Source organism: Streptomyces sp. NPDC007025 (genome assembly GCF_042869455.1).
Lineage (GTDB): Bacteria > Actinomycetota > Actinomycetes > Streptomycetales > Streptomycetaceae > Streptomyces.
In genome coordinates, this window is sequence record NZ_JBIAFT010000001.1 from 531,388 (window position 1) to 545,761 (window position 14,374).

A 14,374-nucleotide genomic window follows, 5' to 3' on the forward strand; every position below is an offset into this window, starting at 1 on the left:
TCCGCCGGCCTGCCGCACGGGGAGCAGACCCGGCGCGGGGGCGCGGTGCGGGGACGGGAGAGCCACCGGCGGAGCGCCGCGCACGCGGGCGCGGCCCGTACGGGTGAGGGGAGTACGGCGTGACCGGCTTCGACCTGACGAAGCTGCTGGCCGAACGGAGCGGCGAGCGCTACGAGCTGCACATGCGCCATCTCAACCACCAGCTTCCGCGCATGCTGCGCACCATCGGCTTCGACAAGGTCTACGACCGCGCCGAGGGCGCCTACTTCTACGACGCCGAGGGCGACGCGTACCTCGACATGCTGGCCGGCTTCGGCGTCATGGGCGTGGGCCGGCACCATCCCGTGGTACGGCGGGCGCTGCACGACGTACTGGACGCGCAGCTCGCCGACCTCACCCGCTTCGACTGCCAGCCGCTGCCGGGGCTGCTGGCCGAGCAGTTGCTGGCCCGCGCTCCCGGGCTCGACAGGGTCTTCTTCGGCAACAGCGGCACCGAGGCGGTGGAGACGGCGCTCAAGTTCGCCCGGTACGCCACCGGCAGACCCAGGGTGCTGTACTGCGACCACGCCTTCCACGGCCTGACCACCGGTTCGCTGTCCGTCAACGGGGAGGACGGCTTCCGCGACGGGTTCGCACCGTTGCTGCCCGACACCCCCGTGCCGCTGGGCGACACGGCGGCGCTGGAGCGCGAGCTGCGGAAGAAGGACGTGGCGGCGCTGGTCGTCGAGCCCATTCAGGGCAAGGGGGTGCACGCGGCGCCGCCGGGCTATCTGCGTGCCGCGCGGGAACTGCTGCACCGCCATGGCGCGCTGCTCATCGCGGACGAGGTGCAGACGGGGCTGGGCCGCACCGGCGACTTCTTCGCCTACCAGCACGAGCCGGACGTCGACCCTGATCTGGTGTGCGTGGCCAAGTCGCTCTCGGGCGGCTACGTCCCGGTCGGAGCGACCCTCGGCAAGGAGTGGATCTTCAAGAAGGTCTACTCGTCCATGGACCGGGTGCTGGTGCACTCCGCCAGCTTCGGCTCCAACGCCCAGGCCATGGCGGCCGGGCTGGCCACCCTTGCTGTCATGGACGACGAACGCCTCACCGAGAACGCCCGCCGCACCGGGGATCTGCTCCGCTCTCGGCTCGCGGCGCTGGTGGACGACTACGAGCTGCTGCACGAGGTGCGCGGCCGGGGGCTGATGATCGGCATCGAGTTCGGCAGGCCCAGGTCGCTGAAGCTGCGGAGCCGCTGGACGATGCTCCAGGCGGCGCGCAAGGGGCTGTTCGCCCAGATGGTCGTCGTTCCGCTGCTGCGGAAGCACCGGATCCTCACCCAGGTCTCCGGCGACCATCTGGAAGTCATCAAGCTGATCCCGCCGCTGGTGGTCGGCGAGGCCGAGGTGGACCGGTTCGTGGCCGCCTTCACCCAGGTCATGGACGACGCGCACAGCGGCGCCGGGCTGGTGTGGGACTTCGGGCGCACCCTGGTCAGGCAGGCGGTGGCCAACCGCTGACGGGTGCCGGGCCCTGCTCGCTCAGCGGTGCGGCGCCGGTCCCGCGGGGCACGGGCCGGGCCTCAGGACTCCAGCAGGCGGGACCTGAGCCGGGTGCGGGTCGCTTCGGAGAGCCGCAGGCCCTCGACCAGGTAGGCGTCCACGCCGCCCCAGGTCTCGTCGATGGCGGCGAACGCCGCGTGGAGGTAGCCGGCCCGGGCCTCGAAGAGCGGCGCGAGCAGTTCCATGACCTCCGGTGACATCCCCGCCCGGGACTTGCCGCTGCGGTGGATCCGGTAGCGCCGGTGCGGGTGGTTGGACTGGAGGTAGTCCTCCTCCACGGCGTCCCGCTCGACGCCGAGCGCCAGCAGCGTGATGGCGATCGAGAGGCCCGCCCGGTCCTTTCCCGCCGCGCAGTGCAGCAGTGCGGGCAGGCTGTCCTCGGCGAGCGCGTGCAGGATCCGGCTGTGCTCGTCCGTCCGCTCGCGGATCATGGTGCGGTAGGAGTCGGTCATCCGCCGGGCGGCGAGGCCGTCCCCGAGGATCGCCTGGAGCTGGTCGAGCTCGCCGTCCCGCACCAGCCGCCAGAACTCGGCTCCGTCGGCCGGGTCGGAGAGCGGGAGGTTGACGTTGCGCACGCCCGGCAGTTCGATGTCGGGGCCGTCGAGTGCCCGGTCGGCGGAGTTGCGGAAGTCGAAGACGGTGTGCAGTGCGAGTGCGCCGAGCGCGGTGGCGTCCTCGGGTGTCGCGTGCGCCAGGTGCCCGCTGCGGAAGAGCACGCCGGAACGCACCCGCCGCCCGTCCGCCGTCGGCAGGCCGCCGACGTCCCGGAAGTTCCGCACCCCGGTCAGCACCGTCCCGGTGGAATCCACACTCACGCGCGCTCCTCGCCTCCGAGTCCTGTCGTCCGACCATACGGCATGGATGCCTGAGGCGATCAGTCCCTGTGCAGTGATCCGTGCGACGGCTGCCGCCCGCCCGGTCCCGGTCCCCTCGCAGCGCCGGCGAGGGGACCGGGACCGGCGCCGTAGGGTGGTCCGGGTGAGTGCGGAGCTGTTCCCCCGGCCCGCGGAGGAGGTCGCCGCGGGCGCCGTCCTGCTGCCCGGGTGGCTGGCGGAGGGCGCCCAGCGGGAACTGCTGGCCGCGTGCCGGAGCTGGGCGATGCCGCCCGCGGGGCTGCGGATTGTGCGGATGCCGGGCGGCGGAGAGATGTCGGTGCGCCAGCTGAGTCTGGGGCGGCACTGGTACCCGTACGGATACGCGCCGACGGTGGTGGACGGCGGCGGGGAGCCCGTCAAGCCGTTCCCCGGCTGGCTGGGGGAGTGGGCCAGGGCCGCGGTGGACGCGGCTGCCGAGGCGGCCGGGGAACCGCGGTACGGCCCGGGGCCGTGCACCGTCCGGTACGACGTGGCGCTGGTGAACTTCTACGGCTCCGGTGCGCGGATGGGCATGCACCGGGACAGCGACGAGCCCTCGGAGGCGCCCGTCGTCTCCTTCAGCCTGGGGGACTCCTGTGTCTTCCGCTTCGGGAGCACCGAGGGGCGCGGGCGGCCCTGGCGGGACGTGCCGCTCCGCAGCGGGGACGCGTTCGTCTTCGGCGGCCCGGCGCGCCGCGCGTACCACGGCGTCCCCCGCACCGAGCCCGGGTCCGCACCGCCCGGGCTGGGGCTGCGGGGGCGGGTGAACGTCACCGTCAGGGCGTACTGACCGGTCGGCGTGGACCCCCTGTCAAGCGAAAGCCAGGTGGGTTCACTCGTTGGGAGCTGGCGAACCCTGGCGAATCCCTTGTACAGGCCAGGGGGAGCCGATCCCCGGGGCTAGCGTGACCACGGCGCCGACACCTTTCTCCCGACTGTCCCGCGCTGTCTGTTCGACTTCTCACCTGCCTCAACTCTGCCGAGGAACCCATGGCCGAATCCCTGAGCTACGCGACCCTGAATGGAAGAGGAGTATCTGCTTCCGCTTCGCCCGCGGTCCCACCGACCGCGTCGCGCGGCAAAAACGTCCCCGCACGCCGGCGGCACGGCAGGCCGCGGACACAGACCCGGGCCCGGGAGAACGTGGGGGACGCCGCCGTACGGCGCCGCCTGGTGCGGCTCGCACTGCTGCCCTCGGGGGCGGTCGCGGCCACCGGAACCCTCGTCGTCGGCTGTGTGCTGGGAGCCCGTGAAGGGGCCCGGCCGATCGGCGCCGGACTGTGGACCCTGCTGGTGCTCGGCGCGCTGCTCGTCGCCGCCGCGCTGGGCGGGGCCTGGCTGCTGGCCGAGGCCGAGGCGCGCGGCAGCACCGCACGCTGCGCGGCGCTGCGGCGGAACCTGGTGCGGGGGCAGGCCGAACTCAGGTCGATGCTCTGGGCGCTGCGGCACGGCGAACGCCCCGTGACCCGCACCAGGGCCCCGGAGACCGAACCCGTCGGGGACGCGCTGGACCTGCTCGGCCACCAGGCGGCACTCGCCCAGTGCGCCGCGGAGTCCGCCCTTGTCGAGGCGGTCGTACTGACGGCCGAGGCGCGCACGGGCGGTGAGGAGCGGGCCGAGGTCTTCGTCGGCCTCGCCCGCCGGCTCCAGTCCCTGGTCCACCGGGAGATCGAACTCATCGACCGGCTGGAGAACGAGATCGAGGACCCCGACCTGCTCAAGGGTGTCTTCCAGGTCGACCACGTCGCCACCCGCACCCGGCGGCACGCGGAGAACCTGGCAGTCCTCGGTGGCGCGACGGCGCACCGCCGGTGGACCCGCCCCGTCTCCCTCTCCGAGGCGCTCCGCTCCGCCGTCGCCGAAGTCGAGCACTACACGCGAGTGCAGTTGGTGCCCCCGATCGAGGGCACGGTGCACGGGCAGGCCGTCGCGGACGTCGTCCACCTGCTGGCCGAACTCATCGAGAACGCCACGGTCTTCTCCCCGCCGGAGGCCCAGGTGCTGGTGCGCACCCAGCGCGTCGCCGCCGGGCTCGCGGTCGAGGTCGAGGACCGGGGGCCGGGCATGGACCCGGCCGCACAGCAGCGTCTCAACACGGTGCTCGCCGAGCCCGCCCGGACCGACGTGGCCGAGTTGGTGCGGGACGGCCGCATCGGCCTCTACGTCGTCGCCGCCCTGGCCCGGCGGCACGGCATCGTCGTCCAGTTGCAGAACAACATCTACGGCGGGGTGCAGGCCGTCGCCGTCCTGCCGCAGCGTCTGCTCGGCCGCACCGGCGAACCCGCCCCCGGTGCCCGGCCGGAGAGCGCATCCGACCGCGCCGCGGCGCCCGCAGCGCCCCCAGCGCCCGGTCGGCGGCGCGGGCCGGTCGCGGCTGCCGCTCCGGGGACCGCGGCCGGGCCGGGAGCGGGCACGCGGCGGCCGGCCCCCGGGCCGGCGGGTGGCTCGGGCGGTGGGACCCGGGCCGGGCAGACCCCCGCCGCCGGTCCCGGGACCCCGGTCCCGGGAGCGCGACCCGGCGCCGACATCCGCCGTCCGCGGCCCGCTGCGGATCCGGCCCCGGCCCCCGCGGCTGTTCCCGCCCCGGCCGACATCGCCGCCCGTGCCCCCGGGGTGCGGATCGCCGCGGACCCGGAGCGGGCCGGGGCCACCGCCCCGACCGGTGGCCGCGACACCGCGGATCCGCGGCCGCGGGCCCGGGCGCGCGGCAAGGTGCGTGGACCCGCCACGCCGCTGCCCTTCGCCCCGTCCGCGCCGGCCGAGGATCTCGATGGCGCCCAGGCCACGCCGGGACGTCCTCCGCTGCCCCGGCGCGACGGTCAGCAGTGCACCGCCGCCGAGCACGATCCCGCGGGCGGGCCCCGGGACGAGGCCGGTCCCGCCGAGGGGGAGAGCGGACCGGGAGGGGCGACCACTCCCCAGCAGGGCGACCCGGCCGGCCCCGGCCGACTGCCGGACCCGGACCCGGACCCGGGCGCGGGAGCCGCGGAGCAGACCGGTGGGTCGCGGAGTCCCGCCGCTCGGCACGGGCGCCACCGGGGAGCCGGGCACGGCCGGGACGCGTGAGTCTCCGGCCCCACGCCCGAGGCGGTGCTGCGGCACGCGGCATGGTGCGCGATTCCCGGACGGGAGCGCGGCACGGATGCTCGTCGGCCCGCGCACGTGTCGGCGCCCTCCGGATGAAAGAAGTTGTGCGAAAGCGTTGATAGTGATGTGGCTCTGTGGTGTCTTGTGGAGTCATGAATCCGAAGCCATGGGCACGACGGAGTTTTCTGGCAACGACCGGTGGCACTCTGGCGGGCTGGGCTGCCTTCCGCGAACAGAAGGCGGCCTTCGCCGCCGTGCGGCGGAGCCCGGCCACATCGCACGGGCGGGACGGCGGGCGGGAGTGGGACGCCGATCCCACCGTCTTTCAGGTGAACCGCGAACCGGCGCGCGCGGCCCTCATCCCCTACCGCGACCGCGCATCCGCACTCAAGGGCAGGCCCGGGGACTCCCCGTACCACCGCTCGCTGAACGGCGACTGGCGCTTCCACTGGTGCGAGAACCCGGAGAAGCGCCCGGAGGGGTTTCACCGCACCGACTTCGACGACGGGGACTGGGACCGGCTCCCCGTCCCGTCCAACTGGGAGATGCACGGCTACCGGGAGCCCGTCTACCTCAACATCAAGTACCCCTGGACGGGCTACGAGCAGCCGGAACCCCCCGACGTCCCTGCGAAGTTCAACCCTGTCGGCTCCTACCGGCGGACCTTCCGCGTGCCCCGGGGCTGGCGCGGCAGGCGCACCCTCCTCTCCTTCCAGGGAGTGAAGTCGGCCTTCTTCGTCTGGGTGAACGGCGAGCAGGTCGGCTACAGCGAGGACAGCTACACCCCGGCCGAGTTCGACATCGGCGAGCAGCTCCAGGACGGCGAGAACACCCTGGCCGTGCAGGTCTACCGCTGGTCCGACGGCAGTTGGCTGGAGGACCAGGACATGATCGACCTGTCCGGGATCTTCCGCGACGTGTACCTGTACTCGGTGCCCCGCGTCCATCTCCACGACGCCGAGGTCCGCACCGCGCTCGACGACGCGCACACCAGCGCCGAGCTCACCGTCCGCGCCCGGATACGCGACACCACCGGCGGCACGGCCGGGAAACACACCGTCTCCGGGGTCCTCTACGACGCGGACGGCCACCGGGTGCGCACCGGCCCCCTCACCGGCAGCGCACAGCCCCCGGCGGGCGGCATCGCCGACCTGGAGCTGACCGGCACGGTGCGGGCGCCCCGGCTGTGGTCGGCGGAGAGCCCCAGCCTCTACACGCTGGTGCTGACCGTGCGGGACCCGGGTGGCGACCGCAGCGAGGTCCAACGGGTGCGCTTCGGATTCCGCGAGGTGACGTTCGGGCCCGGGAGACTGCACCTCAACGGCCGGCCGCTGCTCTTCGCGGGCACCAACCGGCACGAGACGGATCCCGTGCACGGCCAGGCCGTGCCGGAGGAGACGATGCTGCGTGACATCGAACTGATGAAGCAGCACAACATCAACGCCGTCCGCACCTCGCACTACCCCGACTCGCCCCGCTGGCTGGAGCTGTGCGACGAGTACGGCCTGTACGTCATCGGCGAGACCAACCTGGAGACCCACGGGGTCCGCGACACCGTCCCCGGCTCCCTCCCGGAGTGGACCGAGGCGTGCCTGGACCGGGCCCGCAGCATGGTCGAACGGGACAAGAACCACCCGTGCGTGGTGCTGTGGTCGCTCGGCAACGAGGCGGGCAGCGGCGAGAACTTCCGCACCATGGCCGACTGGTTCCACCGGCGCGACCCCACCCGGCCCGTGCACTACGAGGGCATGAGTTCGGTCGCCGACGTGGAGAGCCGGATGTACGCCAAACCCGACGAGGTCGAGCGGTACGGCAGGTCGGGCAACACGAAGCCGTTCATGCTGTGCGAGTACGCGCACTCCATGGGCAACAGCACCGGCAACCTCCGGGAGTACTGGGACCTCTTCGAGAAGTACTCCAACCTGCACGGCGGTTTCATCTGGGACTGGGTGGACCAGACCATTCGGAAGCCGGTGCCCGGCGACTCCTCGCGCAGCTACCAGTCCTACGGCGGCGACTGGGTCCCCGGCTATCCGAGCGACGGCAACTTCTGCTGCAACGGCGTCGTCCGCTCCGACCGCCGGGCCAACCCCGCGATGGCCGAGGTCAAACGGGTCTACCAGCGGGTCGCCTTCTCCGGCGGGAAGGCTGCGCGGGGCGAGGTCGGGATCGCCAACAAGTACGCGTTCACCGGTCTGGACGGCTACGAACTGCGCTGGGAGGTCACCCGGGACGGGGAGCGCACCGGGCACGGCACCGTGCGGCCACCGCGTACCGACCCCGGCGGGACGAGCACCCTGCGGCTGCCCCTCGAACGCCCCTCCCGGCCGGTACCGGGCGCCGAGTACTGGCTGAACCTCTCGCTCGTCCTGCGGCGGCGCAGCTCCTGGGCCGAGGCCGGGCACGAGGTCGCGGGCGCGCAGTTCCCGCTCACGGAGTGGCAGGCGGCCGCCGAGGGGCCGCGGGAGACCGGGCTGCCGCCCGTCGAGTACGAGGAGACCGGCGAGCAGGTCACCGTCACCGGCCGGGACTTCTCCCTCACCCTCGACAAGGAGCGCGGCACCCTGACCGGCTTCCGGCATCGGGGTGTGGTGCTGCTCACGGAAGGTCCGGTGCCCAACTTCTGGCGTGCGCCCACCGACAACGACCGCGGCCGCGGATTCCAGAACACCGCCGGGACCTGGAAGGAGGCGGGCGCCCGGCGCACCACCGACAGCGTGCGGGTCACCCGGAAGAGCCGCTCGCAGATCGCCGTGGAAGTCCGCAGCACCCTGCCGACCTCGCCCGCGAGCAGCGCCTTCACCACCGTCCTCACGGTGCGTGGCGACGGGGAGGTGCGGGTGGCGCACACCCTGGAACCCGGCTCAGGACTGCCCGATCTGCCGCTGGTGGGTGCGCTGTTCACCCTCCCCGGGGAGCTCTCCTCGTTCGGCTGGTACGGCCGCGGGCCGCACGAGAACTACCAGGACCGCGCGACCGCCGCCCACGTGGGCCGCTATCGCTCCGACGTGGCGGACCGGCTCACGCCGTACGTACGCCCGCAGGAGTGCGGCAACGTCACCGGCGTGCGCTGGGGCGAGCTGACCGGCAGGCACGGCGCCGGGTTGCGGGTCACCACCGAGGACGGTGACCATCTGGAACTCAACGCCCTCCGGTACACCCCGGCCGACCTGGACGGCCCCGGCCACCCCTACGAACTCGGCCCCGGCAAGGCGACCGTGCTCGGCGTCAACCACCGGCAGACGGGAGTCGGCGGCAACGACTCGTGGGGAGCTCCGCCGCTGGAGAAGTACGTTCTTCACGCGGATCGCACCTACCGCTACGGTTACCGCCTGCGCGCGGTGCGGTGAGCCGCGCGCCGGTGCGCGTCGAGGGCCCGGCGGACGGCCGGGTGGAAAGGGGCCGAGCGTGGCGGAACGGCGGGACGAGGTCACGGCCGCGGCGGACGGGACGCCGGTGGCGAGCTACACCTGGTGGCCGGAGGGCGAGGTGCGCGCGCTGGTCCAGATCGCGCACGGCGCCGCCGAACACGCGCTGCGCTACGAACGGTTCGCGCGCCGGCTGACCTCGGGCGGCTATGCGGTGGTGGCCTCGGACCACCGGGGCCACGGCCGCACGGCCGCCGCCACCGGCGGCTACGGAGCTGCCGGCGCCGAGGGCTGGCGGGCCACGGTCGCCGATCTCAAGGAGGTCGGCGACCGGGCCCGGTCCCGGCTGCCCTCCGGTGCCCCGCTGTTCCTGCTGGGCCACAGCATGGGCTCGCAGCTCGCCCGCGACTACGCCCAGGAGTACGGCGGCGGCCTCTCCGGGCTGGTGCTGTCCGGCACGTTCCGCTCGCTGCCCGGCTGCGAGCCCGAAGCCGCCGTGCAGCGGCTGGAGCGGCAGGTCGCCGAGGAGGGCAGGGACGCCCCGTCGGACTTCACCACGCTGCTCTTCGGCTCCTTCAACGACCCCTTCACGCACCGCACGGGCTTCGAGTGGCTCTCCCGCGACCCGGCCGAGGTCGAGATCTACGCCGGGGACGAGCGCTGCGGCTTCCCTTTCGGTGCGGGGCTGTCCCTGGACTGGGTGCGCGGCTCCCGCAAGATCAACGATCCGGGGCAGTTCGCCCGGATCCCGCGCGAGCTGCCGGTCCATATCGCCGTCGGCGACCAGGACCCCTGCCATCAGGGGCTGACACTCGTCCACGAGCTGCTGGAGGACTTCCGCTACCGCGGTACCCGGGATCTGAGCTGGCGCGCCTACCCGGGAGCCCGGCACGAGATCCTCAACGAGACCAACCGGGACGAGGTCGAGGCCGATCTGCTGGCGTGGTTCGAGCGCCACCTGGACGCTTCCGCCCGCGGATAGCAGCGCTCCGGCGCGCCGCGGCTCGGAGCACGCGTCATACCGGACGGAGCTCCCCGGTCTCTCCTGCTGCCCCGGACGGGAACTCGGGCCCGGACATCCGCCGGGGGAGGAGCAGCGGGGTTCCGAGCAGGAGCACCCCGGCGACGGTGATCGCGGTCAGTGGGCCGGTCAGCGTCCCCAGGGCTCCCCAGGCCAGGATGAAGGCGGCCTGGGCGAGTCTGCTGCTGATGCTCCAGGCGCTGACGACCTGGGCGACGCGGCCGGTGGGAGCGCGCCGCAGCCGCTCGGTCGTGTTGAGCGGATTGAAGACGCCCGCACTGAAGATCAGCAGCGCCTCGACGGTGAGCACCGTCAGGAGGCCGGGCACGCCGGGGCGGGTCAGTGCGAGCCCGACCGGGAAGAGCGAGCGCAGCCACCCGGAGACGAGCAGCACCCGGTGCCGCCCGTGGCGGGCGGCGAGGGGCGCGGAGAGGCGGGCGCCGACGAAGCCGCCGAGCGCCGGGAAGCCGAAGGCCAGACCGTACTGCCAGGCGGGGAAGTGGTACCGGCCCAGCAGCAGGACCGCCAGCAGCGGACCGGTGGCCATGATCAGCCCGTTGACCGTCATGGAGTTGACGAACAGGCGGCGCAGGACGCGGTCGTGCAGGATGAACCGCCAGCCGCTCGCCAGGTCGGCGGCACGCAGCCGGCCGGCCGCCGCGCGCGGTGCGGCGGTGTCGCTGCCGCGGATCCGCAGCAGGCCGAGCGCGGAGAGCAGATGGCCGAGGGCGTCCGCGGCGACGGTGACGACCGGGCCGAGCAGCGCGACGAGGATGCCGCCCAGCGGCGGACCGGTCGCGGTCGCCAGCCAGTGCGTGCCCTCGAACCTCCCGTTCGCGGCGAGCAGCCGGTCCGCGTCGACGAGGTGCTTGAGATATGCGCCGGACGCGGCGGTGAAGGCGATGCCCGCCGTCCCGCAGACGACCGAGACGACCAGCAGCTGGCCGTAGGACAGCACGCCGGCCAGGTATGCGAGCGGAACACTCGCCAGGGCGGTGAAGCGCACGAGACCCGTGGCGATCATGACCGGACGCTTGGCCCGGTACTCGATCCACGGCCCCAGCGGGACCGCGACGCACGCGGCCAGGGCGAGACCGGCGGCGTCCAGCAGCGAGACCGCGAACGCCGACACCCGCAGCACCCGGACCGCGATCAGGTGGAAGGCCCCGAAAGCGACCCAGGTGCCGTAGGTGCTGACGGCGTAGGCCGTCCACAGCCGTCCGAAATCGGTTCCCTGTCTCCTGTGCAACGTGGCCCCCGTGACAACCGCTGGTGTGGATGCCGCGCAGCACACCAGCGCCGCACGGCCGGGAGCAAACAACCGCTCCGCGGCGCGCCACAACGTGCGGTTGTGTGCCTCTAGAGTGCAGCGGTGGACACCGAGGCACTGCGATCATTCGTCCGGGCGGCCGAGCTCGGACAGTTCCAGCACACGGCGGACGAGCTGGGCGTCACCCAGCAGGCGGTCTCCAGACGGATCGCGGCGCTGGAACGTGAGCTGGGGGTACGGCTGTTCTCGCGTACTCCGCGGGGAGTCGAGCTCTCGCTCGACGGGCAGGCTCTCCTCCCGCACGCGCGGGGCATCGTCGCGGGCGCCGAGCGGGCCGTCGGCGCGGTCAGGCCGGGCTCCCGCGCCCTGCGGATCGACGTGCTCGGCCTGCGCAGCGCGCAGGCGGTCGTGCTGCACGACTACTGGCGCGCGCACCCCGGGACCGAGCTCGACGTGGTGACGCTCAGGACCGCCGATCCGCGCACCGCGGTCGCCGCCGTCGCAGCCGGGGAGATCGACGCCTCGTTCCGCACCGTGACCGACCCGGCCGCGCTGCCGCCCGGGGTGCGGATGATCCCAGCCTTCCACTCCCCGCTGGAACTCCTGGTCGGCCCGGCGCACCCGCTCGCCTCCGCGCGGCAGCTGTCGCCGCAGCAGCTGCGCGGACACCGGATATGGGTGCCCGGCATCGTACCCCGCAGCGAGTGGGGGGAGTTCTACGATCAGCTCGCGGCCGCATTCGACCTGCGCATCGACGCGGCAGGCCCGCACTTCGGGGACGAGGTGCTCCTGGACATCCTCGCGGAGTCCGCCGAGGTGGCCACCCTCGTCGGGGCACGGGACCGGTACCTGTGGCCCGCGGGCCACGACCTGCGCCGCATCCCCGTGGCGGATCCCACCCTCGCCTATCCGATCTCGCTCCTGCTGCCCGCGACGGGCCCGCACCCGGGCCTGCGCGGCATCCTCACCCACCTGGAGGGCCTGCCGGGGCTCCCCGAGGCGGCCTGGCTCCCCTCCTGGGCGGCGCGGCAGCGGCCGCGGCCCGAGGCCTGAGCGGGCCTCACCCGGCCGGCACCCAGTCCTTGGCGAACTCGCCCGGCGAGGACGGACGCGCGTAGTACCAGCCCTGTGCCGTGTCGCAGCCCAGGTCGCGCAGCTGGTCGGCCTGGCTCTCGGTCTCCACTCCCTCGACGGTCACGGCCAGCCCGAGCGCGTGCGCCAGCGAGACGATGCCCTCCACGAAGGTGAGGTCCACCGGGTCGGCCGGGTGCCGCTGGAGGCCCTGGGTGAAGGAGCGGTCCAGCTTGAGCGTGGTGGCCGGGAGCCTGCGCAGGTTGGCGAGGTTGGAGTAGCCGGTGCCGAAGTCGTCCAGCGCGATGTCGACACCCAGCTCGGCCAGCTGCCACAGCGGTTTGAGCTCGTCCTCGTCCGCACCGATCAGGGCGCTCTCGGTGACCTCCAGACACAGCGACGAGGGCGCCACACCCGCGGCCTCCAGCACCGCGACGGTGTCCGGCACCAGGTCCGGGTGGTGGAGCTGGCGCGGGGAGAGGTTGACGTTGACCCGCAGTGGCTGCCCGCCCGCCCAGGCGCAGCTCTGCGCGACGGCCTGCTCCAGCACCCAGCGGCCCAACGGCACGATCAGTCCCGTGTGTTCGGCCAGCGGGATGAACCGGTCCGGGCCGAGCCTCCCGTGCACCGGGTGCTTCCAGCGCACCAGCGCCTCGGCGCCGTCCACCCGGCCGTCGCTCATCCGGATCAGCGGCTGGTACTCCAGGAAGAACTCGTCCCGCTCCAGCGCCGCGGGCAGCCGGTTGGTGAGGCTGTGCCGGTCTATCGCCCGGGCCTCGGAGTCCGGGTCGGCGAGCTCGTAGCGGTTGCCGCCCGCGTCCTTGGCCCGGTACATGGTGATGTCGGCGCTGCGCAGCACCTCGGCGGGTTCGAGCACTCCGGCGGCACCCTCGACGATGCCGATGCTGGCCCGGACCGACAGCTCCCGCCCGTCCAGCGAGACGGGAGTGGCCAGCGCGGCGAGCAGGGCCCGCGCCATGCCGGTGATCTCCTCCGCGCCCTGCGGGTCGGACATCAGCACGGCGAACTCGTCGCCCCCGATCCGGGCCACGAGGTGAGCGGGCGCGGTCGTGCAGGACTGGAGGCGCTCCCCGACCGCCACGAGGAGCTGGTCGCCCACGGCGTGCCCCAGGCTGTCGTTGACCGTCTTGAAGCCGTCGATGTCCAGATAGCACAGCCCGAACCGGGCCACTCCGTTGCCCGGGGTCAGGATGCGGTCCAGTCGCTCGGCGAACAGGGTGCGGTTCGGCAGCCCGGTCAGCTCGTCGTGGGTCGCCTCGTAGCGGAGCCGCAGATGGAGCAGCCGACGCTCGGTGATGTCCTCCATGAGGGCGAGCTGGTAGCGCGGTTCGCCGTCGGCGTCCCGCAGCAGGGAGACCGTCAGATTGGTCCACAGCACGGTGCCGTCGGGGCGCTGATAGGGCTTCTCCACCCGGAAGTGGTCGCGCCGCCCGGCGGCCAGCTCGCGGTGCAGCCGCCACACGTCGGGGGCGTCGTCGGGGTGCACCCAGTCGTTGATGTTGCGGCGCCGCATCTCCTCCTCGGAGTGCCCGAACATCCGGGCCAGGGCGCCGTTGGCGTCGCGCAGCCGGCCGTTCATGTCGGCGATCCCGATGCCGAGGGTGGCGTCCTTGAAGACGGCCCGGAACCGGGTCTCGGACGCGTGCAGGGCCTCCTCGACCGCGGTCTGCGCGGCCAGCGCGGCGCGGGAGAGGGCCTCTTGCTCGGCCAGGGTCCGCTCCCGCACGGCGAGGGTGAACCCGGCCGCGAGGGCGTGCTGGAGCCGGGCGCAGCGCGACCGCGCCTCGTCCACGCCCAAACCGCGCGGGGCGCCCGCGTAGAGGACGAGGTAGGACTCGATCACCCCGAGGATGTGCGGCAGCGCGTCGGGGCTGGTGCAGTGCGCCTGGTTCACCAGCACTTCGCCGACCTCCCGGCCAGGCGCCGGGCTGAACGGGTAGGTGTGCAGCGCCTCGCCCAGGCGGATGGCCAACGGGTGCAGGAAGTCCTCCAGTTCGGCCCGGGTGAGGGAGGTCTGGGTGGCCGGGTAGACCGTCCGGCTCCAGATCCGCGCGAAGCGGCGCAGCCCGTCCTCGCCCCCCTGCCCGGTGCCGTCCTCCGCCGGGCCGGACGCCGGGCGGATGTGCCCCTGGTGTTTC

The 14,374-nt window shown here is 73.5% G+C and carries 9 protein-coding genes; 6 read left to right on the plus strand and 3 right to left on the minus strand.

The genetic code is table 11. The features are described from left to right. Positions 1-119: 119 nt before the first annotated feature. On the plus strand, positions 120-1,502 hold the full coding sequence (locus ACFYMO_RS02200) for an aspartate aminotransferase family protein (protein WP_366770525.1): 1,383 nt from the start codon (positions 120-122) through the stop codon (positions 1,500-1,502). A gap of 62 nt (positions 1,503-1,564) precedes the next feature. On the opposite strand, the gene ACFYMO_RS02205 is transcribed toward ACFYMO_RS02200, so the two are convergent. Further along, positions 1,565-2,359: a tyrosine-protein phosphatase gene (locus ACFYMO_RS02205; protein ID WP_366770524.1), complete on the minus strand. Its 795-nt coding sequence runs from the start codon at positions 2,357-2,359 to the stop codon at positions 1,565-1,567. Positions 2,360-2,522: 163 nt separating this feature from the next. On the opposite strand from ACFYMO_RS02205, the gene ACFYMO_RS02210 reads away from it, so the two are divergent. From ACFYMO_RS02210 to ACFYMO_RS02225, 4 genes are all read left to right on the plus strand, one after another. Further along, positions 2,523-3,188, plus strand: coding sequence for an alpha-ketoglutarate-dependent dioxygenase AlkB (locus ACFYMO_RS02210; protein ID WP_366770523.1), 666 nt, complete (start codon positions 2,523-2,525; stop codon positions 3,186-3,188). A gap of 353 nt (positions 3,189-3,541) precedes the next feature. Further along, positions 3,542-5,464 carry an ATP-binding protein gene (locus tag ACFYMO_RS02215; protein WP_388543574.1) on the plus strand — a complete coding sequence of 641 codons (1,923 nt, stop codon included), beginning with the start codon at positions 3,542-3,544 and terminating at the stop codon, positions 5,462-5,464. 173 nt (positions 5,465-5,637) lie between these two features. Beyond that, positions 5,638-8,835 carry a glycoside hydrolase family 2 TIM barrel-domain containing protein gene (locus ACFYMO_RS02220; protein WP_366770521.1) on the plus strand — a complete coding sequence of 1,066 codons (3,198 nt, stop codon included), beginning with the start codon at positions 5,638-5,640 and terminating at the stop codon, positions 8,833-8,835. Positions 8,836-8,893: 58 nt separating this feature from the next. Next, a complete protein-coding gene (locus tag ACFYMO_RS02225; RefSeq protein WP_366770520.1) occupies positions 8,894-9,835 on the plus strand; it encodes an alpha/beta hydrolase in 942 nt (313 codons plus the stop codon). Positions 9,836-9,869: 34 nt separating this feature from the next. On the opposite strand, the gene ACFYMO_RS02230 is transcribed toward ACFYMO_RS02225, so the two are convergent. Continuing rightward, positions 9,870-11,123, minus strand: coding sequence for an MFS transporter (locus tag ACFYMO_RS02230; protein WP_388543577.1), 1,254 nt, complete (start codon positions 11,121-11,123; stop codon positions 9,870-9,872). 123 nt (positions 11,124-11,246) lie between these two features. Here ACFYMO_RS02230 and ACFYMO_RS02235 point away from each other — a divergent pair, with 123 nt between their 5' ends. Continuing rightward, complete coding sequence (locus ACFYMO_RS02235; protein WP_388543579.1) at positions 11,247-12,197, plus strand: LysR family transcriptional regulator; 951 nt, start codon at positions 11,247-11,249, stop codon at positions 12,195-12,197. Positions 12,198-12,204: 7 nt separating this feature from the next. Here ACFYMO_RS02235 and ACFYMO_RS02240 read toward each other — a convergent pair whose 3' ends face one another. Further along, a complete protein-coding gene (locus tag ACFYMO_RS02240; RefSeq protein ID WP_366770546.1) occupies positions 12,205-14,358 on the minus strand; it encodes an EAL domain-containing protein in 2,154 nt (717 codons plus the stop codon). Positions 14,359-14,374 lie beyond the last annotated feature (16 nt).